This is a genomic window from Streptomyces sp. NPDC102514 (assembly GCF_055584525.1).
Genome location: NZ_JBVJLW010000011.1, coordinates 339,144 through 360,752, shown reverse-complemented (window position 1 = coordinate 360,752; position 21,609 = coordinate 339,144). Strand labels below are relative to the sequence as shown.

Annotated in this window: 20 protein-coding genes; 13 read left to right on the top strand and 7 right to left on the bottom strand. The window is 70.5% G+C overall.

All coding sequences use genetic code 11. The annotated features are described in order from the left end of the window. On the top strand, positions 1–215 hold a 215-nt coding region (locus ACZ60E_RS27575), incomplete at its 5' end, for a hypothetical protein (RefSeq protein WP_469443910.1). A gap of 91 nt (positions 216–306) precedes the next feature. Further along, entirely contained in the window at positions 307–720 is a 414-nt protein-coding gene (locus ACZ60E_RS27570; RefSeq protein WP_469443908.1) for a (R)-mandelonitrile lyase, read from the top strand. A gap of 9 nt (positions 721–729) precedes the next feature. On the opposite strand, the gene ACZ60E_RS27565 is transcribed toward ACZ60E_RS27570, so the two are convergent. Further along, a complete protein-coding gene (locus ACZ60E_RS27565; protein ID WP_469443906.1) occupies positions 730–1,134 on the bottom strand; it encodes a MerR family transcriptional regulator in 405 nt (134 codons plus the stop codon). Between the two features lie 61 nt (positions 1,135–1,195). On the opposite strand from ACZ60E_RS27565, the gene ACZ60E_RS27560 reads away from it, so the two are divergent. After that, positions 1,196–2,305 (top strand): alkene reductase, encoded by a 1,110-nt coding sequence (locus ACZ60E_RS27560; RefSeq protein WP_469443905.1) that lies wholly within the window; start codon positions 1,196–1,198, stop codon positions 2,303–2,305. On the opposite strand, the gene ACZ60E_RS27555 is transcribed toward ACZ60E_RS27560, so the two are convergent. Both ACZ60E_RS27555 and ACZ60E_RS27550 read right to left on the bottom strand, forming a co-directional pair. Next, a complete protein-coding gene (locus tag ACZ60E_RS27555) occupies positions 2,275–4,470 on the bottom strand; it encodes a 2Fe-2S iron-sulfur cluster-binding protein (protein ID WP_469443903.1) in 2,196 nt (731 codons plus the stop codon). The genes ACZ60E_RS27560 and ACZ60E_RS27555 overlap by 31 nt on opposite strands. Positions 4,471–4,563: 93 nt before the next feature. Continuing rightward, the gene (locus ACZ60E_RS27550; RefSeq protein ID WP_469443901.1) at positions 4,564–5,367 is read right to left on the bottom strand and encodes a siderophore-interacting protein; all 804 of its coding nucleotides are present in this window, start codon (positions 5,365–5,367) and stop codon (positions 4,564–4,566) included. A 110-nt stretch (positions 5,368–5,477) separates the two neighbouring features. Between ACZ60E_RS27550 and ACZ60E_RS27545 the strand changes: the two genes are divergently transcribed. Then, positions 5,478–6,098 (top strand): TetR/AcrR family transcriptional regulator, encoded by a 621-nt coding sequence (locus ACZ60E_RS27545; protein WP_469443899.1) that lies wholly within the window; start codon positions 5,478–5,480, stop codon positions 6,096–6,098. Positions 6,099–6,326: 228 nt separating this feature from the next. Here the strand turns inward: ACZ60E_RS27545 and ACZ60E_RS27540 are convergent, their stop codons facing one another. Continuing rightward, the gene (locus tag ACZ60E_RS27540) at positions 6,327–7,331 is read right to left on the bottom strand and encodes an SDR family NAD(P)-dependent oxidoreductase (protein ID WP_469443896.1); all 1,005 of its coding nucleotides are present in this window, start codon (positions 7,329–7,331) and stop codon (positions 6,327–6,329) included. 159 nt (positions 7,332–7,490) lie between these two features. On the opposite strand from ACZ60E_RS27540, the gene ACZ60E_RS27535 reads away from it, so the two are divergent. After that, positions 7,491–8,357 carry a helix-turn-helix transcriptional regulator gene (locus ACZ60E_RS27535; protein WP_469443895.1) on the top strand — a complete coding sequence of 289 codons (867 nt, stop codon included), beginning with the start codon at positions 7,491–7,493 and terminating at the stop codon, positions 8,355–8,357. A 102-nt stretch (positions 8,358–8,459) separates the two neighbouring features. Here ACZ60E_RS27535 and ACZ60E_RS27530 read toward each other — a convergent pair whose 3' ends face one another. Both ACZ60E_RS27530 and ACZ60E_RS27525 read right to left on the bottom strand, forming a co-directional pair. Next, complete coding sequence (locus ACZ60E_RS27530; protein ID WP_469443893.1) at positions 8,460–8,966, bottom strand: GntR family transcriptional regulator; 507 nt, start codon at positions 8,964–8,966, stop codon at positions 8,460–8,462. Continuing rightward, positions 8,959–9,753 (bottom strand): hypothetical protein, encoded by a 795-nt coding sequence (locus ACZ60E_RS27525; protein WP_469443891.1) that lies wholly within the window; start codon positions 9,751–9,753, stop codon positions 8,959–8,961. Before ACZ60E_RS27525 ends, ACZ60E_RS27530 begins: the two co-directional genes overlap by 8 nt. Before the next feature lie 401 nt (positions 9,754–10,154). Here ACZ60E_RS27525 and ACZ60E_RS27520 point away from each other — a divergent pair, with 401 nt between their 5' ends. From ACZ60E_RS27520 to ACZ60E_RS27505, 4 genes are all read left to right on the top strand, one after another. Continuing rightward, positions 10,155–12,257 (top strand): hypothetical protein, encoded by a 2,103-nt coding sequence (locus ACZ60E_RS27520; protein WP_469443890.1) that lies wholly within the window; start codon positions 10,155–10,157, stop codon positions 12,255–12,257. Next, on the top strand, positions 12,257–13,798 hold the full coding sequence (locus ACZ60E_RS27515; protein ID WP_469443888.1) for a type 1 periplasmic-binding domain-containing protein: 1,542 nt from the start codon (positions 12,257–12,259) through the stop codon (positions 13,796–13,798). Before ACZ60E_RS27520 ends, ACZ60E_RS27515 begins: the two co-directional genes overlap by 1 nt. A gap of 217 nt (positions 13,799–14,015) precedes the next feature. Next, positions 14,016–14,927 (top strand): MerR family transcriptional regulator, encoded by a 912-nt coding sequence (locus ACZ60E_RS27510; RefSeq protein WP_469443936.1) that lies wholly within the window; start codon positions 14,016–14,018, stop codon positions 14,925–14,927. A gap of 219 nt (positions 14,928–15,146) precedes the next feature. After that, positions 15,147–15,551, top strand: coding sequence for an FKBP-type peptidyl-prolyl cis-trans isomerase (locus tag ACZ60E_RS27505; protein ID WP_469443886.1), 405 nt, complete (start codon positions 15,147–15,149; stop codon positions 15,549–15,551). 64 nt (positions 15,552–15,615) lie between these two features. On the opposite strand, the gene ACZ60E_RS27500 is transcribed toward ACZ60E_RS27505, so the two are convergent. Beyond that, positions 15,616–16,575, bottom strand: coding sequence for an SCO4651 family lipoprotein (locus tag ACZ60E_RS27500; protein WP_469443885.1), 960 nt, complete (start codon positions 16,573–16,575; stop codon positions 15,616–15,618). Between the two features lie 538 nt (positions 16,576–17,113). Here ACZ60E_RS27500 and ACZ60E_RS27495 point away from each other — a divergent pair. The 4 genes from ACZ60E_RS27495 (at position 17,114) to ACZ60E_RS27480 (ending at position 21,588) form a co-directional block, all read left to right on the top strand. After that, positions 17,114–17,623, top strand: coding sequence for a lamin tail domain-containing protein (locus ACZ60E_RS27495; protein WP_469443883.1), 510 nt, complete (start codon positions 17,114–17,116; stop codon positions 17,621–17,623). A 193-nt stretch (positions 17,624–17,816) separates the two neighbouring features. After that, positions 17,817–18,839: an LLM class flavin-dependent oxidoreductase gene (locus tag ACZ60E_RS27490; RefSeq protein ID WP_469443881.1), complete on the top strand. Its 1,023-nt coding sequence runs from the start codon at positions 17,817–17,819 to the stop codon at positions 18,837–18,839. Between the two features lie 710 nt (positions 18,840–19,549). Beyond that, the gene (locus ACZ60E_RS27485) at positions 19,550–20,518 is read left to right on the top strand and encodes an SGNH/GDSL hydrolase family protein (RefSeq protein ID WP_469443879.1); all 969 of its coding nucleotides are present in this window, start codon (positions 19,550–19,552) and stop codon (positions 20,516–20,518) included. A 788-nt stretch (positions 20,519–21,306) separates the two neighbouring features. Continuing rightward, entirely contained in the window at positions 21,307–21,588 is a 282-nt protein-coding gene (locus tag ACZ60E_RS27480) for a hypothetical protein (RefSeq protein WP_469443876.1), read from the top strand. Positions 21,589–21,609 lie beyond the last annotated feature (21 nt).

Sequence of the window (21,609 nt, the reverse complement as noted above, 5' to 3'; positions counted from 1 at the left end):
GGCCGGACGAACTCCCACTCAACATCGGACAGTTCATGGCGACGTATCACGACACCATGATCCATCACGGTGATCATTTGAAGACACTGCCTAGGCCGGTCGGCCCGGATGAGGGGGGCCCTGTCGGTACCTGTGACGACCGTACCTTCCACGCCCGCCTGACCTGGGGTTTCCTCGATGCCGGTGGGGCCGCGCCCCTGCGGGACATCTCGTGAGGGACCCGGCCCGCGCTACCGCCGCAGGAACCGCGACAGACGATGGTTCACCAAGCCCGCCCCCACCCTCTTCGGATCGAGGAAGACAGTCGTGGAACACATCATGGAAACCCTCACCCTCAGGGCCCCGGCCGAGCGCTTCACCGGCGACGTCCACCTCAACATGATCGAGACGCCCTCCGCGCCCGCCCACCTGGCGTCCTCGCTCGTGCGGTTCACGCCCGGCGCGCGTACGAACTGGCACTCCCACGCCAAGGGACAGGTCCTGTACGTCACCGACGGCGTGGGCCTGGTCGGTACCCGCGACGGGAGCGTCGTGCGCATCGGCGCCGGTGAGACGGTCAAGTGTCCGGCCGGCGAGGAGCACTGGCACGGCGCCACCGACACCACCCTCATGGCCCACATCGCCATGGTCGTCGGCGACGGCGGCGGGGACGGGACCACCTGGCTGGAGCCCGTCACCGACGAGGAGTACACCGCCGCCCTGAAGCTCACCGGCCGCTGACGGCCCGCTTCACTCGGGCCGAGGCGCCCCGCGCTCCCGGCCCGGGGACGCGGCGGCGGTGTCGATGATGCTGTCCAGCAGGGAGCGGGAGCGCTGCAGGTCCTCGATCATGCGGTCGATGCGGGCCCGCTCCACCGTCAGCTCGCTCACCAGGAACGCGTCGGCCGTCTCCGCCGGTCCGCTGTCACCATCACCGTCGCCGTCACGCATGCAGGGCAGCAGCCGCACTATCTTCGAGCTGCACAGACCGGCCGCGTAGAGCTCCTGGATGCGTCGCACCCGGGCCACCGCCGGCTCCGTGTAGTCCCGGTGCCCGCCCGGTGTCCGCTCCGCGGTCAGCAGGCCCTCCTGCTCGTAGTACCGCAGCGACCGTTCACTGACGCCCGTGCGCCGGGCCAGCTCACCGATTCGCATGACGCAGATCACATCATTTCCACTTGATTCTCACATTGACGTCAAGTTCTACGGTACCCACATGACGTGCGAAACGACGACCTCCCCCCTCCTGGCCCCGGCCCGCCTCGGCAGCCACCGGCTGGCGAACCGTCTGGTCATCGCCCCCATGACCCGCAACCGCGCGGAGAGCGACGGCACCCCCACGCCGCTGATGGCCGAGTACTACGCCCAGCGCGCCACGGCCGGGGCGATCATCGCCGAGGCGTCCACCCCGAACGCGGTCGGCCAGACCTATCCGAACATCACCGCCCTGCACACCGACGCCCACACCGCCGGCTGGCGCCAGGTCACCAAGGCGGTCCACGCCGCCGGGGGCGGTCCGATGTTCCTGCAGCTCCAGCACGGCGGCCGGGTCGGCCACCCCGACACCAGCGGCCTCACTCCCCTGGCCCCCTCGCCGATCCCGCTCCCCGAGACCGTCCACACCCCCACCGGGCGGCAGGAGGCGGTCACCCCGCGCGAGATGACCGCCGACGACATCCGCCGGACCGTGCGCGACTTCGCCGACGCCGCCCGCCGGGCCGTCGACGCGGGATTCGCCGGAGTCGAGGTGCACAGCGCCAACGGCTATCTGCTCCACCAGTTCCTGGCCCCCAACACCAACCACCGCACCGACGCCCACGGCGGCGGCATCGAGAACCGCATCCGCTTCACCACCGAGGTCGTGGACGCCGTCGCCGACGCCATCGGCGCCGAGCGGACCGGCCTGCGCATCTCGCCCGGCAACACCGTCAACGGCATCACCGACACCGATGCCGACGACCTCTACCCGGCCCTGCTCACCGCCAACGCGGGCAAGAGCCTGGCCTATCTCCACATCGCCTTCGCCGACCCCGGCCGGCCGCTCTTCGCCCGGCTGCGTGGCCTCTGGACCGGCACCCTGATCGCCAACCCGGTCCTGCCGCCGGAGCAGATCCCCGCCGACGGCGGCCGTCGCGCCGCCGAACGCCTCCTGGCCGCGGGCGCCGACCTCATCTCCCTGGGCCGCCCCTTCCTCGCCAACCCCGACCTGGTCGAGCGGATCCGCCTGGGCGCCCCCGTCAATCCCGTACGTGCCAGGTACGCGATGTACACCGGCGGCCCCACCGGCTACACCGACTACCCGACGCTCCCCGCGGAGTCCGCCTGACCGGCGATGTCGAGCGTCACCTTCGACAGGGGGCAACCGACGCAGGTCAGCACGTAGCCCTCGGCCTTCTGCTCTGGTGTGAGGCAGGTGTGCTCGGGCTGCGTGACCTCTCCTCCGCGCAGGCGCGCCATGCACTCGCCGCAGTTGCCGACCGTGCAGGAGTACGGCATACGCAGTCCTGCGGCGAGACCTGCGTCGAGCAGCGTCTGGCCGGGCTCGACCACGGTGGCTCCGACGAGGGTGCCCTCGTTCTCGACTCTCATCTCCTGGGGTGCCGCGGCGGCGGGAGCGGGCACGCCACCGGTGAAGCGTTCTTCGTGCATGCGGTCGTCCGGCACGCCGAGCTGCCGCAGGACGTCCTGGACGGTGTCCATCAGCGCTTCGGGTCCGCACACATAGTGGTGTGCGCCCTCGGACAAGGACAGGCCGGTCACCCATCGGTGGACGCCGTCGGCGCCGAGCCGGCCGTCGCGGCGGGAGAGGACATGGGTGACCGCCAGTCGCTCCGGACAGTCCTTCTCCATACGGGTCAACTCGTCGCCGAAGATGATGTCTTCGGGCCCCCGGCTGCCGTAGAGCAGATGGATTCTGCCCTCCGCCGCAGGATCGGACAGCCGGGTTCGGATCATGCTCATCATGGGAGTGATGCCGCTGCCCGCCGCGATGAGCACCAGTTCCCCGGGCGCCTGCGCCGGGATGTGGAAGGTGCCGGAGGGGCCGCGTACCGCGAGCCGGTCCCCGGGACGCAGTCCGCGGTGGGCGTGTGTGGAGAAGCGCCCGCCCTCCACGTGTTTGACGGTGAGTTCCAGGTGGGTCGCGCCGGGGACCGAGGAGGCCGAGTAGGCACGTCGTACCGGCACGCCCTCCAAGTCCGTCACCAGCGTGAAGAACTGGCCCGGGTGGAAGTCGAATCGCCCGGCCCCACCGGCCACGTCCTCAAGGACCAGGGTCCGGGCGGTGGGTGTCTCCTGGCGTATCTCGCGGACACGCACAAACCGCAACGGGCTTTCCACGGCTGGGACTTGGGTGATGCCTTGCAGGGCGTCGCCATGGTGAGCGGGGGCCCGGACGTCGTCGTACCCCTCTTTGCGCAGTCCGGAGACGTAGGCGCGGTCGGCGACCTTGCGCAGGAGGCGGGTCACCCCGGGCAGCGAGGTGACGAGCTTGATCAGCCATGCCGATCTGCTCCCGGATTCGGCCGAGTTGGCGGCCAGGTGGGCGCCGCCCAGGGCCATCATGTCGGGCGTCCGGTCGTGCCCGGTCCGGGCGTCGGGCGTCCACAGCCGCGCACCGGACACCGCGTCGTTGCCGGTCACCTCGGCGTACTCCACGTCGATGACGAGTGCGAGATGCGGGGGCGCCCCGCGCAGAGCCAGCGTGCTCAGCAGCGCGGCGTCGTCGGTGATCGCGCCGCGCCCGTGGACGTGCAGCACTCCGCTGCGGCCGGGGACGAGCGCGGCGAGGGAGAGCCGGTCGTCCCGCAGCAGGTTGTGCAGGGAGTCCGCGCGCTTGTTTCCCCTGCGGTCGGCGAGGACCAGGGTGCGGCCGTCCAGGATGCGCGCGACCGTCCGGCGGTCGCCGCGCGGGCTCGTGTCACTGCCGCCGTCCGTGTCCCAGGTGGAGAGGGCCAAGAAGGGCGAGGCGGCCAGGAAGTCACTCACGCCGGGGCCGGTCAGCGGGCCCCCGCCCACCACCGGCTCGGCCGCCGGGAACGGGACGGGCGGCTCCCACAGGCCGGAACGGATCACCGCCTGCGCGCAGTGCACGTACGCCTCGGTGACGTCCACGGCCGTCTCCCCGCCCCTGAGAGCGGATGCGGTGCCGTTGACGCGCAGCACCTCGCCCACACCGGGCAGCAGGAAGAACAGCGAGACCGGACCGGGTGCGACGGCCGCCCCGGGAACACGGAAGGAGAACCGCTTCGGGGAGTGGACGCGCGCGAACCCCGGCGCCCCGCCGACGAAGGTGGTCCGGGCGGTGCCGTCGGCGGCCCGGTGGCCGAAGGCCGCGACGGGGCTGTGGGCCAGGACGTCACGGCAGCCCGCGTCGAGGACGCCGATCTGCTTGCGCATGACGATCGCGGCCGGTCGGCCGACGACCGCCTCGACCTCGGCCACGGACGAGAGCCGGCGCAAGGCGTCCGGCCGGAGTGTGTGCTGCTGCATGGGAGTCCCTTTTTCAGGCGGGGGTGGACCGGTTCAGCCGGGAGCGCACCGGTTCGCCGGGGGTGGACCGGTTCGGTCGGCGACCGGGCGGGTTCAGCCGGGGGTGGACCGGCCCAGTCGCCAGTAGCCGTGGAACGAGATGTCCCGCTTGAGTACGCCGCGGTCGTCGGCCAGGTGCCGCCGGACACCGGTGGCCAGCCGGGACTCGCCGGCCACCCATGCATGGAGGGGGCCTTCGGGCAGTTCCGTGTCGCGGATCGCCTCAAGGGCGCGGACACCGGGCCGCAGGCTCTCGTCGTCGCGACTGAGCCAGTGGAAGCGCACACCGGCCCGCGCGAGTACGGGCCGGACGTCGGCCGCGGTCGCCACTTCCACGAACACCTCGGTGGGCAGCGGATCCGGGTCGCTCTCCAGGATCGACAGGACGGCCGGCAGCGCGCTGTCGTCACCCACCAGCAGCCGCCCCCTGGCATGCGCAGGCGGCCGGTACCTGGTCCCCAGGTCGAAGATCCCGGCCTGGTCGCCCGGCCGGACCCCGCGCACCCACGCGCTCATGGGCGAGTCGCCGTGCAGGGCGAACTCGATGTCGATCTCCTGCTCCGCGGGCCGCAGCCGCCGGACGGTCAGGTTGCGCACCCACGGGCGGGCCGTCCTGGGCATGAGCATCACCTGGACCATCCACGCCGCCTCGTTCGAGGCGGACGGCATCCTCAGTTCGCTCTGCCCCTCCCTCGGGAAGAAGAGGCGGACGGCCTGGTCGCCGCCTCCCGCGGCGAAGTCCCGCACGCCGGGGCCGCCGAGGGTGACGCAGGCGAAGCCGGGGGTCAGCAGCTCGCGCCGCCGCACCTCCAACGTGATCGTCCTGCGCTCCCGGGGAACGCTCACCTGGGGGATCACGGACGTGCTCCGATGATGTGGCTTCGCTTGTTTGCGCAGGTCATGGCACTATTCTGAGCAAAAGCTCACCTCTTGGCTACTCGCTTTTCGCCGCCCGGAAGGACCGCCGGATGCCCTCCGACGAACGCCGCATCACCCCACGTCGAACGCCTCGGCAGGTGCGCGCCGAACTCACCCGTGAGCGCATCCTCAGCGCCGCTGCTCACGTTTTCGCCGAGTACGGCTACGCCGCGGGCACCACCAACCGCATCGCCGAGCACGCCCGCGTGTCCATCGGCTCGCTGTACCAGTACTTCCCGAACAAGGACGCCATCCTCGCCAAGCTGCTGGTCCGTCATATCGACCGCGGTGGATGGACGGGGGCCGACGAGCTGGACATGAGCCCCGGCAGCCTGAAGGAAGCGGTGCTGGCCCTGGTCCGCGACGCGATCGACCACCATCGCGACGATCCGCAGCTCCTGCGGATGATGATCGAGGAGGCGCCGGTCTCCGGCGAACTGATCGAGGCGATGGAGCGGCACGGCAAGGACCGGGTGCAGCAGATACGCGATGTGCTCGCCCGGCATCCGGACGTCCGGGTGGAGGATCTCGACATGGCCGCGGAACTCGTCGTGGGAACGGTGGAGATGAACACCCACAAGCTCATGGCCAGCACGCACCCCGTCCAGGTCGATCGGCTGGAGCGGGAGCTGGCCGCCATGATCACCCGGTATCTGCAAGGCGATCGGTAGCTGCCGGCACGGACGCCGCACTCCGGGTCGGGCCCGGGACGTACGCGGGTCGGGCCCGGGACGTACGCGAGGCAGGCCCGGAACGTACGCGAGGCAGGCCCGGAACGTACGCGGGGCAGGCCCGGAACGTGCGCGGGGCAGGCCCGGGGATTGCGTAGGTCTGGCACGGGGGCTGCTCAGGTTCGGGCCCGGGGATTGCACGGGCCTCGGAGATTGCTCGGGGATTGCTCAGGGCAGGTCCGCGTACGCCGCGGTGAACCGCTCGGCGCTGTCCCAGAGTTCGGCCTCGCGCCGGGGGTCGTAGGACTCCTCGGACGACCGGGCCGTGCCGGTGCGGTCCACGTAGGACCCGGATGGTGCCTCGGTGACACCGAGGACGACGTCGGCGAGGTGGCGCCCGGCGGCGGCTGGGCGGGTCGCGAACGGGGTGAGGGTCATGACCGGCAGGACGCGGCGCATCGCGAACCGGGAGACGGGCCCCGCGTTGCGGAGGAGGCCGGTGCCGGGGACGAACCCCGGGTTGAAGGCGACGGCGTCGATCCCGGCCGGCAGCCGGCGCGCGTACTCGTGCACCAGATGGATCGCGGCGAGTTTGCTCGTGGAGTACGCGGTACGGCCACCGGCCGCGGTGTCCGGCCTGGAGAACGCGCCCGGACGGGCGAGGACGTCCGGGGACTGCCACACGGGGCCGGGCACCATGCCCATGTTGTGCCTGAGGTCGCCGAAGTGGGTGTCGCTGGCGGTGATCACGATCCGGGCGGGAGCCACGAACCGGTCCTGGAGCAGGCGGACGAACAGGTGGTTGGCGAGCACGTTGATCGCGAAGGTCGACTCGAACCCGTCGGGCCCCTCGGTCAGCGCGTTCGTGTACTGCATGCCCGCGTTGCCCACGAAACCGCGCAGCGGCGGCAGTTCGCCCCGCTCCAGGCGCTCGCGGATCTCGGCGGCGGCCGACCGGACGCTGCTGAGCGAACCGAGGTCCGCCGGGACGTGCGAGACCGTGTGCCCGCCCGCGCTCAGCTCCTCGGCCAGGCCGGCGCCGGAGGATCCGCGGGCGACGACGAGGAGGTGCACGCCGGGCGACCGGCGCAGGATGTGCTCCGCGGCGATACGGCCGATGCCGCGGCTCGCGCCCGTCATCACGATGGTGTGGTGCTGCACGGTGGGGTGGTCCTGCACGATCGTGTGGTCCTGCACGATGGGGTGGTCCTGCACGATGGGGTGGTCCTGCATGGGAGGCTCCGCTTCACTGATCAGCCGATACGGCCCGGCTGGACGCATCACCACCTTCGCCGCCCGCCCCACCGGCGACCAGTGCCGTCCCCGTCACTAGGACTCGCAGTACCCAGGCTCGCGGGGTACCGGGCGGCGCTGAGCGGCGAGAATGGAGCCATGGCCGACTCCCGCCCCACCTTCGGTGCACTCCTGCGCGCCTGGCGCGACCGCCTCTCCCCGGCAGACGCCGGTCTCACCGCGACGCCCGGCCGTCGCGCCCCGGGACTGCGCCGCGAGGAGCTGGCGCAACTGGCGGGGCTCTCGTTCGACTACGTACTGCGCCTGGAACAGGCACGCGCGAAGAACCCCTCCGCCCAGGTCGTCGGCGCCCTCGCCAGGGCCCTTCAGCTCTCCCGGCCCGAGCGCGACCAGCTGTACCGGAGCGCCGGGCTGCTGCCCCCGCAGGACGGTACGGTCGGTGCCCATGTGCCCCCGGGCATCCAGCGGCTGGCCGCACGCCTGGGCGACGTCCCGATCGGGGTGTTCACCGCCGACTGGACCCTGGTGTGGTGGAACTCCATGTGGAGCGCGCTGCACGGCGACCCGGCCCTGCTCCCGGCCGCCGAACGCAGCCTCGCGCGCGCCCTGTTCGGTGACGGCGCCGCTAGCGCCGCGCTGTATCCCATGTGGTCCGAGCGCGGACAGGACGCCTTCGAGGCGTCGATCGCCGCCGACCTCAAGGACGCCGTCTCCCGCTACCCCGCGGACGCCCGGCTCGATCGTCTCGTGCAGGAGCTGCGGGCGGGGTCCGACGTCTTCGCCCGGCACTGGGCCACGCAGACGACGGCCGCCCAGCACACCACCGACCGCAAGACGATCCGGCATCCGGAGATCGGCGACATCCTGCTCGACTGCGACGTCCTGATCGTGCCCGGCGCGGACCTGCGCATGGTGACCTACACGACGGCGTCAGGCAGCAGCGACGAGGGAAAGCTCGACCTCCTGCGCGTCACAGGCGGCCACACCGCCACCGCACGCCCCTGACATCGGCTCAGGTGACACCGGCTCAGGCGCAGGCGCAGGCGCATGCTCGGGACCAGGACCGGGATCGGGATCGGGCGTGACCTTGGGCGCGAGCCGCCCCCTTCACCGTGCCGCTCCCCCGGGCAGCCGCTGCACCGCCGGAGTGACGTCCGCGGTCCTGTGACCGCGCGTTGCGCTTCCGATTCCGCTTCCGCCTCCGCTTCCGGGTGCGGGCGGAGAGGCGGGAGATCCAGGCGGTTCCAAGGCATCGCGGACGGCGGTCAGGATGTCCTCCGTGTCGGCGCCGAGCGCACGGGCGGCCGAGGTGAAGTCCCGGGCCAGCGTGGTGAGTCGGCCGGCGTCGTGCGCGTGGGTGTCCGGCGGCAGCGGTGCGACCTTGGTGCCCGCGCCACGGCGCGTACGGATCAGCTCGGCGGCCTCCAGTTCACGGTAGGCGCGGGCCACCGTGCCCGGCGCCAGCCCGAGGTCGGTGGCGAGTTGACGCACGGTCGGCAGCCGCTCCCCCTCCGCCAGCCGGCCGGTGCGGATCAGCGCTGCCAACTGGGCGCGGATCTGCTCGTACGGCGGGACCTGGCCGGTGGTGTCGACGCGGACGACGGGGTCACTCATCGCCGGAAGTCCCCTCGTGGGCCGTCTCGTCGTCGACGGCCCTGGGTGCCACCACGGTGGCCAGGGACCATCCGAAGCAGAACATGCCCAGCAGGCCGAGCGGGCAGATCGCCACGATGGTGGCGGCGCCCAGCGGGCCGGCGCAGGTCTTGTCCGTGAGCGCGACGAACAGCATCAGCACGACGAGCAGTACCTGGCTGGAGACCAGCAGCCCCCAGGCTCCGGTGACGGCCCACGCGCGGTCGCGGCGCTGCTGCTCGTCGCCCGTGCCGTCGGCGATGCGGCGCAGGGCCCAGACGCAGACCGGGGTCGCCACCGCGAGCGCGGCGAACATCGGACCGCTGTAGTACAGACCGGGCCAGGGGCCGAGGGAGGTGTGGATCCCTTCGCAGGTGACGTTGATGACGCTGCCCGCTCTGTCGGGCCGGTCGACGACCGAGGAGGCCGTGACCGCGCCGGTCACCAGCAGGGCCACGAGGATCAGCGCCTGCAGCAGAAGCAGGGGTGCCATCCGCGGGGGCACCTGGTCGCGGATCAGACGCGGGGCGAGACTCGCGGTGCGCACCGCCTCCTGGGGATGCAGGGTGAAGGCGTCCCCGAGCAGCACACCGCCCACGGCGCACAGCCCGAAAGCGGTGATGGCGAACACCAGGGGCAGCGCGATGTCGCCGCTGCTCATCGTGATCAGATGCTGCCCGGCCACGATCCCGATGGCCAGCCCGGACCATCGGGCGTAGTGGTCGGCATGGTCGAGGATCCGGGACTGCAACGGGACGGTGTCGAGCATCTGCAGATCCCCCGAATGAGCTTGTACCAATCGATGGGTACAAGATGGCGCCTGCCGGAGTGTTGTGTCAAACGCTCGATACAAGATGGGGAAGCCGGCGAGGCGACCGACGACTACCGGCCCACCCTGCTTCGGCGGCTCGATCCGGCGCACCCACACTCGCGAACCACCCGAACCACGTGGGACAGACGGGGCAGATGAGGCTGCTCGGAGTGATGGGATCTTCCTGTTTCAGCGGAATGCTCCGGTCACCTGTACCGGACCGTGAGTAGTCCTATGATGCACTCAGAGTGACTGCCCTGCCGGCTCGACCGTATGCCGCTCCGATGAACGGACGAGGGGGAAGAAGGACCCGGCGGGGGCAACAGTGACATCGAGTTGAACCGCACCAGGGGGGAAACATGGTGCACTCATCGCTGCACGGCCGGGGGGCACTGTTCGACATCGAACCGCCGGGCCTTGCTCCGCGGCTCACCGGTCTGCGGCCCTACCAGCACATCCCCATGCCGTACGAACACCAGGGAGAACTGCCTTTCGTGGTGCTCGCGGGCGGAAGGGGCCTCGGTAAGAGCGCGGTGCTCGGCGAGCTGCGTTCCGCCTATCGCGGCCACACGCCTGTCGCGCTGATCGACGGGGAGGACGCGCAGTTCGACCGGCCTCACCCGGACGGGCACGACGAGTTCTGGTCGCCCGTGTCGCAGGCGATGCTGACGATCGCCGAGCAACTCGCCGAGCCGGTCACCGGCGCCGGGCGCATCAGTTTTCCGCGCCTGTCCTCAGGGCTGCTCGCCGTCGCCGCCGGTGGCTGGAACGACCGTGATCTGCCGCGGATCCGGCAGGAGGCCGAGCGGATCCTGCTGATCAACGACACCGGGTCCTGGCTGGCCGGGTTCGCCGGACGGTGGATCGGCAAGGTGGTGGCGAAGCTCGTCGCGTCGCTGTCGGAGACGGGGCCGGTGGTCGAGCCGATCATCGAGGCGGCTCTGGAGGCGTTCGGCGAGGGCGTCGCGCCGACCCAGCGGCGGCTGCGCAAGGGGGCCGCGTGGTACCGCGACTACCCGAACGCGGGCGGCAACCCGAAGCTCGGACTGATCCTGCTCTCGGGGCACTTCAGGGCGGGCGGGGCCTCGCACACCCACGCCGAGCGATATCTCGTACGGGCTCTGCTGGCCGACCTCGACGACGCGTACGCGGGGGTCGTGCAACGCGCACACCGCCTCGGGCGGCCGGTCGTTCTGATCGACAACGTCCAGGAGCCCGCCGGGTTCCCTCTCATGGAGTCGGTGCTGCGGGACCGCGCAGACGGCATCACCGACCAGGTCGTCTTCTTCGCCACGTTGCGCGGCCACGGCCATCCGGCGCTGCGCAACACCGTCCGCCGCACCCTGCCCGAACTGACCCGGGGCAGCGGATGGGTGCCGGGCAGCGCGCCGTCCTCCCGCGCCCTGCTGGTCGCGCTGCCGCCTCTCTCGCCCGACGAGACCCTGCACATGGTGAACGCCGCCTGCCCCGGCCTACCGACACCACCCCACCTCCCGCACTCCATACATCGGCTGACCGGCGGAAACCCTCTCGGCATCGCCTTGATCACCGAGTCGGCCCGACAGAATCTGCCCCAAGGCGCAGCCTCACTCGGTGAGTTGCTCATCGCCGACGTGGCCCTGCACGACGACCACACCGGGCACCCCGCGCACCGGGAACTGCTCGACCGGCTCGCGCCGGACGACAGACTCGACGAACTGACCGTCCTGGCCGCCGCGCATGATCGTGACTCGGCCTTCGCGCTCGCCGAGACCGGGCTCCCGGACGACTTCGGCACCGCCGGTGTCCTCGAACTGGAGGACCGGCTCGCCCAGGAGGGCCGTCCGGGGACTCCCGGGCACTTCGTCGGCGACCCCTTCCTCCGCGTGCTCCTCCTGCTCCGGCTGCACCATCACGACCCCGACCACGCGGCGTGGCAGTGGGTCCACCGCACGCTCATCGACCACTGTCGCGGCGACTCCCCCGACCACTCCCTCTACCGCGTCCGCCACGAACTCGCCCTGGGCAACACCGACGTCGCGGTCGCCCACCTGCGCGACACCTTTCTCCGACTGGACGCCTGTAACTGGCTGTCCGCGCTCGTCTTCATCGCCTCGGCGCCGTGCTACGACGCGTACGACTCAGAAGGGTGGCACGTGGGCAACGAGCTGCACGACGACCGGGGCGCCGTCGCGCTCGGCCGCACGGACGCCGCGCAGCATCCCCCGGACGGCGTGGACGTGGCGCTCCATCTGCGCGTACGACGCATCCTGTACGCCGTCTGGCAGTTGGCCGATCCGCTGGTGCTGCCGGATCCGAGGGTGACCGAACGGCTGCGATGGGAGCTGGAACAGCTCTCCAACCAGAGGCCCGCGGGCAGCGAGACGCTGTGGCGGGCCTCCCGGGACTGGCCGGCGGACGCGGCGGCCGGGCGGCCTTTCCGTGTCCCGGGCGACGACGAGGACCAGGACGGAGGCCACTGATGGCAGGCATGACAGCGGGCTGGCCGGCGTGGCTGCGCGAGCACGTCTGGGAGATCCGCTTCCGCCGGTACGTCACCCTGATGCTCGCGGTCGTCCTGGTGGCCGCCGGCGTATGGGCCGGTATGACGCTCGCGCAGGAGAACCGGAGCTGTGCTCCAGGGGTCGAACGACCCGCGGGCAGCGACGAATGCGTGGGGGTCTCGACGACGGCGTACGACTTCGGACAGCGCCAACTCACCGATGTCATAAGGGCGATCGATCGGGAGAACGACTCCCTCGCCTCCCGCGCCCGGGTCACCGTGGCGGTCTTCCAGCCGTTCTCCGCGGCCGACAACGACACCCTGCGCGAGCTGCAGGGGGCCTACCTGGCCCAGTACGAGGCCAATCACCACGAGACCGGCCAGACTCCCGCCATCCGGCTGGTCCTCGCCAACCCCGGTGCGGACAGCGCCCGTTGGCGGGAGACGGTGGACGCGCTGGCACGTATGACGAAGGGACCCGACCGGCTGCGGGCGGTGACCGGTATAGGAAGCAGCACCGACACCAACAAGCAGGCCGTCAGGGAGCTGACCCGGCGCGGCATCCCGGTCATCGGCACCTCCATCACCGCCGACAGCCTTGCCAACGGCCAGAACGGCAAGGACCCTTTCCCCGGTCTCGCCCGGGTCGCTCCCACCAACACCGATCTGGCCCGTGCGCTCACCTCGTCCGCGAGGATCTCGACGGACAGGGCGTATCTGGTCTACGACAAGCCGGGCGATCCCTACACCCGTACGCTCCGGCAATCCTTCGAACGACTGCTGAAGGGCTCGCCGTACCAGCCCTCCGCGTTCCGTCCGCCTCGGGACCGCACCCAGGAAGGGACCACGGCCAACACCTTTCGCAACATCACCTTCAACATTTGCGACACGCCGCACACGACGGACACGATCCTCTTCGCGGGCCGTCACACCCAACTGCGGCAGTTCGTCAACGCGTTGGGCAGGCGCGGCTGCCTGGACCGGAGGTTCACGGTGCTCACCGGTGACGAGGGCTCGTACCTCACGAGCGACAAGGAACTGGAGACCTCCGTGCTGGGCCGCAACCTGACCGTGCGCTACACCGCGCTCGCGCACTTCGACGCCTGGGCCGACGACCCGCCCGCGCGGGGCGGTTCACACGCCGACGCGCAAGCCCTGACCAAGTTGCTCGCGCAGGCCAGGCACGAACCCGTCGGCCCCATCGGTCGCACCCCCCTCGACGGCGGCCAGCTGACGGTCGCGTACGACGCCACGCGCCTCGCCGTGAAGGGCATCCGCCAGGCCACACCCGACGGCAGCAGGTTCCCGGGCCTCACCGACGTCGGGGACGTGTGGCCACAGCTGCGGGGCAGTCTGCGGGTCTACGGCGCGAGCGGCTGGCTCTGTCTCGACAACCACGGCAACCCGTACGACAAGGCCGTACCGATCGTCGAGTTGACCCCGGACGGGGGCTCCAAGTTCGTGAAACTGGCCTGGCCGGAAGGCAAACCACCAAAGAACGACTGCCTGCCGCCGGCCTAGAGCGTGTCTTTGTCGCGGGGCGGGTTTCACGATGAGGATTCATCTGGTGTGCACGCGGTCGCATGCGGGATCAACTGCCTCAAGCAGCACCGGGCCGCGGCAACCCGGTTCGACGGACTTGCGGTTCGGTTTCGCCAGAGGGGGTTGCACCTTCCGTAGCGGCATGTGGTCCCGTGGACCTACCTCCCGATGCCTTGAGGAAAGGTCCTTGATCTTCATGCATTCGTCGTTCATGCCACCCCGCCAGGTCAAGATCGGTGACGCGGCGGCCTTCGCCGGCAGCACGCCGCGGGCGATTCGCCACTACCACGAGATCGGCCTGCTCCCCGAGCCCGAGCGCGGCGGCGATGACCGCCGCCGCTACGGGTACGAGGACATGATCCGTCTGCTGTGGATCCGCAAGATGGCCGACGCCGGGATCGCCCTGGACGACATCCGTGACGCCTTCATCAGCGGCGCGGCTTCCACCGGTGCGGACGGCGGAGACGGTATCGCGGGCCTCCTGGAGCGGTTGGAGGAAACCCTCGCCGAGCAGGAGGAGGAAGTCCGGCGGCAGCGGACCGCCGTGCAGCGGATGCGCACCGAGGGCAGCCGGATGGGCCTGCTCTCCGACTTCGTCACCGAACGCCTCAAGAGCCTGCCCGAGGGCTCCCTGCGTCAGGCGGACCTGGACACTCTGCTGGTCACCGAGCGGATCTTCGGCCCGCTCGGCGCGGCCGTCCAGGCCACCCGCTTCATCGTCCTGGCCACGCATCCCGCTCTGCGGGCGGACTCCGACCGCGTCGACGACGCCGAGGAGGCACTCGACGACAGCGTCGCCGTCGATGATCCACGGGTGGCTCAAGTGGCCGTCGAGCGACACGCCTTCGAAAGCGCCCTGGAGGCCGTCATCGAGGAGTCCGGCCTGGGCAAGGACGACGATGACCTCTTCGACGCCTGGGACACTTTGCACCCTGCCACCGACGACGACGGCGCGGACGAGGCCGGCCTCAGTTCCGGCAGGCGGGAGGCCGGCTCCATGAGCGCGTTCGAAGCCACCGGCAAGATGCCCTACGACCTCTCCCCAGCCCGCCTGCGCTGTATGGAACTGGCCGAGGAACTCTCCGCCCAGGACTCACCCGCCACCTGAGGCCCCGCCCTGGGCGGTGAGGCGGCCGAGCCGTTCGTAGCGTCCGCCTCACCACGTGTCCCTGACCAGGGGCGGGCGCCGAGCGGCGTTGCCAGCAATGCGGGAAGTGACCTCCGGGCGGATTCGGCACTCCCGGTGGCGTGTCGATCTCCCGTATGGGGTGTCATGTATCCGGCCGACCCGTACGGAGGGCATTCGGCTGCGAGCGATGAGGGTGCGATGAGTGGACTGACGAAGCCCGAGGTCGACGTTCCGGAGGGTGACGCACCGACCGAGTTGACCATCCGGGACCTGGTTGTCGGGGACGGGGCCGAGGTGAAGTCGGGCATGGTGGTCAGGGTCCACTACGTCGGGGTGGCCTTCGAGTCCGGGAAGGAGTTCGATGCCTCCTGGGACCGGGAGCAGCCGTTCAAGTTCGCCCTGGGCGGTGGCAGGGTCATCAAGGGCTGGGACCGGGGAGTGAAGGGGATGAAGGTCGGCGGTCGACGCGAGATCATCGTTCCCCCGCGTCTCGGCTACGGCAATCAGTCACCGTCGCCGTTGATCCCGGCGGGCTCGACCCTCCTCTTCGTGGTGGACCTGCTGGACGTGTACCGCAGCACAGCCGGCTGGAGCAAGGCCTAGCGCCCCTGCGCACGACTGTGGCATCGACGGTTTCTCGCGCTTCATGGACGGCATCCAGGACCGCTCAGCCGGCCTGCGTATCCACCAGCGCGGCCCGGTCGGCGGTGTCCCCGGCGGGCGGGGCCTCGACCGTGACCGGCTCGTTGATTTCGAGGTAGGTGAAGGTCAGGTCGATGGGGTCGCCGACGACCGGCTTGAGCGGCTCCCCGTCGGCGGTGTAGGGCATCTCGTAAGTCGCGCCGCGCAGACGGAACTGCTTGGCGCGCCCGTCGCCGTCGATCCACAGGTCCATGGTGAGGTTCTTGTCGAGCCTCAGCCCGTAGAAGTGATCGAGACTGTCGATCCGACGCTTCCGGGCCGCCTTGCCCGTGACGGCGTCACGGCTGGCGCGCAGTCCCTCGGGGGTGACCGTTCCCCTGTAGTGCACGGTCCGGGTGCCGTCGACGGTCTCGGTCCCGATCCTCTTCGGATTCCTGGAACCGGTCAGGATCGTGGACTGCACGACCGGACTGCCCTCGATCTGGCGGGGCAGTACGCCATAGGTGTTGTTGTCCACCGCGCCACGGCCCCAGGCCGCCGGTTCGGCGCGGAGCCAGCTCCTGCCACGCAACTGCGCGAGGCCCGACTCGTCAAGGCCCCACCTCTCGCCGACGAGCGCACTGTCGTCGAGCGCGCTGCCGCCGAAGTACAACGCCGTGCCGACGAACCTGACCCCCAACGGGCCCTTCGCGCGCTGGTCCGCCGTGGTCAGTTCCATGCTCATGGCCGACGGCTTCGTAGCCATGGACGCCTCGGCTGTCAGCCTGCCGCGATCCGGCACGGACCCGGTGATCCGGTACCGCAGGGACGTGATGCCGGTGGAGTCCTCCGCAGCCTGTGCCACGGCCTCGGCGGGCGTCAGAGCGGGCGGCTCCTCCGTGGTGGACGTCGCGGTGGTGGATGTGGCGGAACCACTGCCGTCACCCGCCCCGCAGGCCCCGGCTCCTGCACCGAACAGCACGACGGCGAAGGCGGTGCCGGCCACCCGCCGCACCGCAGACGGACGTACGGAACATCTCATGCCCCCCCGGAACACGAAGTCGATCATGCAAAGGCTGTTGAGGGTATCCCGGGAGGGGGAATCGCTCCGCAGGTACGCACGAGCCACCGCAACCGAAGGCCCGGGCCAGATCGCCCGCATCCGATATCGAACCCTTCCACAGCGTCAGAACACCTCAGCGAGGGAACGCGCCTGCAGCCTGTTACGAAGAGATGGAGCATCAGACCGGGGCGCGAAGGGCGGTGCACTGGGGGCGCGCGGGGAGCTGGAAACCGCTTACGCGTTGATCTCAGGCGTTCGGTGTGACGAGCACCCAAATGTCCCGGATTATCGGATGAGTTGATTGAACGATGCAATTGACGGTCACTGAAATGTCCGCATACGGCAACACGAAGCGGGACACCTGCCGGGCCGGGCCGGATGTGGCCAAGCTGTGGGTCCTCGGCACTCGCCGAGAACGCACACCGTCCACGGTGACCGGTCAGGGCCGGCCACCGGGACACGCACCGTTGGGGGACTTTTCGTGTCTTCACGCACCACCCGCCGTATCGCCGCCGCGGTTCTCGCCGCCGGAGCCGCGCTGGGCGCCACCGCCCTGCCCGCCACCGCGGACAGTGCCAACCAGCAGGCCCGCCGCTCGCACGTCGAGATCTCGGCCGTGCAGTACGACTCGCCCGGCTACGACAACGGCTCCAACCGCTCCCTGAACAAGGAGTGGGTCGAACTCACCAACACCGGCCGGCGCAGCGTCAACCTCGAAGGCTGGACGCTGGCCGACAAGGACGGCAACACCTTCACCTTCCGCCACTACCGCCTCCGCGGCAACGAGTCCGTCCGCGTCCACACCGGCGAGGGCCGCGACCGCGACGGCCACGTCTTCCAGGACCGCGACGAGTACGTGTGGGACAACGACTCCGACACCGCGACCCTGCGCAACGACCACGACCGCCGCATCGACCGCGAGTCCTGGGGCCGCGGCCACGGCGGCGGTCACGGTGGCGGCCACGGCGGTGGCGGTCACCACCGCCGCTGACCTCCGCTCTGACCAGGTCCGCGCCGTAGAACCCACCGGCACGGCCTGACCACACCCCACGGCGTCCCGGAGGCTTCACCAAGCCTCCGGGACGCCGCTGCGCTGCGTCAGGTCTTCGGTCCGGCTACGACCGGTGGTTCCAGGGTCACTGGGTTCCGAGGAATGAAACCGATCGTTGATTGTTGAATGTGGCATGAAAAAGATCGGGTTCCTGTCCTTCGGACACTGGACGCCATCGCCGCATTCGCAGACGCGCTCAGCGGCGGACTCCCTGCTCCAAGCGATCGACCTCGCCGTCGCCGCGGAGGAACTGGGCGCCGACGGTGCCTACTTCCGGGTGCACCACTTCGCCCGGCAGCACGCCTCACCGTTCCCGCTGCTCGCGGCCGTCGGCGCGCGCACCAGCCGGATCGAGATCGGCACCGGTGTGATCGACATGCGCTACGAGAACCCGCTGTACATGGCCGAGGACGCAGGTGCGGCCGACCTCATCTCCGGCGGCCGACTCCAGCTCGGCCTCAGCCGGGGATCCCCGGAGCAGGTGATCGACGGCTGGCGGCACTTCGGCCACACGCCCCCGCAGGGCGGGACCGACGCCGACATGGCCCGCGAGCACACCGAGCGACTGCTCGACGTCCTCAAGGGCGAAGGCTTCGCACAGCCCGACCCCAGACCGATGTTCGCCAACCCGCCGGGACTGCTGCGCGTCGAACCGCACTCCGAGGGACTGCGGGAGCGCATCTGGTGGGGATCCGGCTCGAACGCCACCGCCGTCTGGGCAGCGGGACTCGGGATGAACCTGCAGAGCTCCACCCTCAAGGACGACGAGAGCGGCGAGCCGCTGCACGTCCAGCAGCGCAAGCAGATCGAGGCGTACCGCGAGGCGTGGCGGGCCGCGGGCCACACCCGTGAACCGAGGGTCTCCGTCAGCCGCAGCATCTTCGCGCTCACCGACGACCGGGACCGCGCCTACTTCGGCCGGGAAGGCAACTCCAAGGACCAGATCGGCTACATCGACGCCCAGACACGCAGCATCTTCGGCCGGTCCTACGCCGCCGAACCCGACGTCCTCGTCAAACAGCTCGCCGAGGACGAGGCCGTCGCCACCGCCGACACCCTGCTGCTCACCGTGCCCAACCAACTGGGCGTCGAGTACAACGCACATGTCATCGAGAGCATCCTGACCCACGTCGCTCCCGAACTCGGGTGGCGCTGACAGCGGGGCCTTGGAGTGCACCCTTCCTGCGGTGCGACTGGTCGCGATAGATGACACCCGGTCGCGACGACTGACACCCAAGCGCGACCGGGCCCGCCCCTGAACTCCGGCACCATGCCGGCCGCCACTCCCGTATCGCCCATCCCGGTCGCGCCTGTCGGCTTGACCGAACCGCTTCGCGGTCCGGAACAGGGGAACGATCGCGGCGCCGGTGGCGCCCTGATCAGCTTGCCCCTGGCCGGGACACGCTTGGCGAGGACGCCCACCGTTGACGTGCAGGATCGCCACACGCCCGTTCAGCATCCACTGGCGCCGACTCGCCACGTCGGCAACTCGCCCGCGGCCGCCACAGCCGGACCGGAATCCAGAGCGGCGATCACCGCCGATTTCCGCTGAGGCCTCCAGGGAGCTCCCCCAAGAGGGCGTTGGCGGGCCGGAGGCCGAGCTTGCCGGTGATCGAGAACAAGACAGCCACAAAGGGGGCGTTGCAACCGGGAGCCCTGCAGTCGATCAAGAACCTTCCCGCGCCGTGCACGGACCGCACAGCGGCAGTCACCAAGAGGGGGCAAGCAGTCGACACACCGAACCCCCGTCACCCGCGCGTGGGCGCGCCCCACCACACGTCATGACTGTCCGCATTGGATCTAGTGCTCTTGGTCACTTTCTCTTTAGGGTCAAAGCGTCGCCAACGCCGTATTCATGGAGGAATCGTGGCACGCTTCCGCACTCGTCTGGCCCTGCTCGGCTCGGCCGCAGCTCTCGCCGCAGGCGCTCTTGTTCCCGCGCAGTTCGCCGGTGCGCACCCCGCCGCCGCGGCCGAGCAGCAGGAGTGGGTCGCCCTGGGTGACTCCTACACTGCCGGGGTCGTCCGGGCCGCGGGTGACACCTTCGAAGTCCCGCGCGACGGCTGTGAGCGCACCGACCGGTCCTACCCTCAGGTCATCGACCGCGATCTCGGCGGTCTGTTCGAGCTGACCAACGTCAGCTGCGGCGCCGCCACCGTCGAGAACATCACCGACACCCCCCAGAACCCGATCGGCCGCCACCTGCCGCCCTTCTCCGAGGACCCGGACTACCCCTTCCCCGCGGTGCCCCCTCAGTCCGAGGCGGTAGGCGCGGACACCGACGTCATCACCGTCGGTGTGGGCGGCAACTCCCTCGGTTTCGCCGGCTTCCTCACCACGTGCGCGCAGTTGGGCGGCGAGAACGAGGGCACGGGCACTCCGTGCAAGGACGCCATGGCCGCCGACGTCCCGGACCGGCTGAAGAGCGTGCGCGATGAATACGACCGGATGCTCGCCGTGCTCCACCAGCGTGCCCCGCACGCGAAGATCCTGGCCGTCGGCTACCCCACGGTCGTCCCCCAGGACGCCTCCAAGTGCAGCTTCGGCGACCTGACACAGTTCGGCACGATCACCCAGGGCGACCTGGCCTGGCTGCGGCAGGACGTCCTGGAACCCCTCAACAAGACCATCGACGACTCCACCGGCACCCAGGACGCCGCCGGCTTCGTCGACCTCTACGCCTCCTCCCGGGACCACAGCGTCTGCGACGACACCAAGTGGGTCGAAGGCTTCGTCACCCTCCCCGACCAGCTGTCCCTCGTGCACCCCAACGCCCGCGGCCACCGCAACGCCGCCGACCACGTCGAAGAAGCGATGCTGAACACCCTCAGCTGACCCGGCACCCGGCACCCGGCCGGAGATCCCGCAGCGAACTGGCCTCCGGCACCAGCCGGAGGCCAGTCCCGCGTTCGCCGTCATACCTGTCAAAGACTCTGGCGGCTACGCCGGTTCTCTGTTCCGTCCCTCCTGGGGCCCAGCCCAGTTCAGCCGGCAGTGCCCCCGAACGGCGCGGGGAGCGGCGGCGAACGGCGTACGCGCCCTGCCGTGACCTGGAACCCGGCTGGCAGGTTTTCGTTCCATCGGTCTGCGCCACCCGGCCGCCGCAACAGTCATCATCGGCGCCCGCGCAGCCGCATGGCCTCCCGTGGGGAGCCGGGAGGCGGCGGGTCCTGCCGCCGACGGGACGGCAGGACCCTGCGACAGGGCGTCCACCTGGGGGTTTGGCGGGGCCCGGACCGACAGACTGCACCACAAACCGGCCACAGGCATAGATCCCGGCCGAAAAGAGTTGATCCAGTCGCTGTCAGACGTGCCGACGATGACGAGCGAACGGCCGCCCCCTGCACCACCGGAGACGGGCTCTCGCCGAAGATCAGCGAATCCTGCGCCGATGCGCCTCGCCGCGGATCCGGGCCGCGAGCCGGCCAGCCTTCACGGCACGCTCCCGCTCAGCACGCACCACGTGCGCGGGGAGCTGCCGAGGCTCACCACCCGGCTCCAGGAACAGATTCGCCTTGCTTGGCACCAGCCCTACGTCGTGCGCTCCGAACTCAAGCGCACGAGCGCCGAGTTGCCCCACGGCCACCGGGCGCGCCGCTGCCGTCACCACGTACGGCTACCTCGTGCTGGACGGAAAGCTGACTCTGACGGAGGTCGGCACGGCGCTGATGCGGATCGCCGACTGCAACAACTTCGATCCGGAGCATGAGCAGGAGCACGAGCCGTGCCCGGCCCACCCGTCCGGCGCATTCCTGCACGGGCTGCCCGCCCTGCCCGGCCCGTTCGCCGCCGGCAGGTTCCGGGTGACCGACATCGCCACCGCCTTCGTCGAGCCGGGCCGGGCTGGGCTGGGCTGGGCTGCTGCAACGGCCTGCAGACCTGGCGCCACCGGCGGAAGGTGCTAGACAGCACCGGACGCTCCTGCT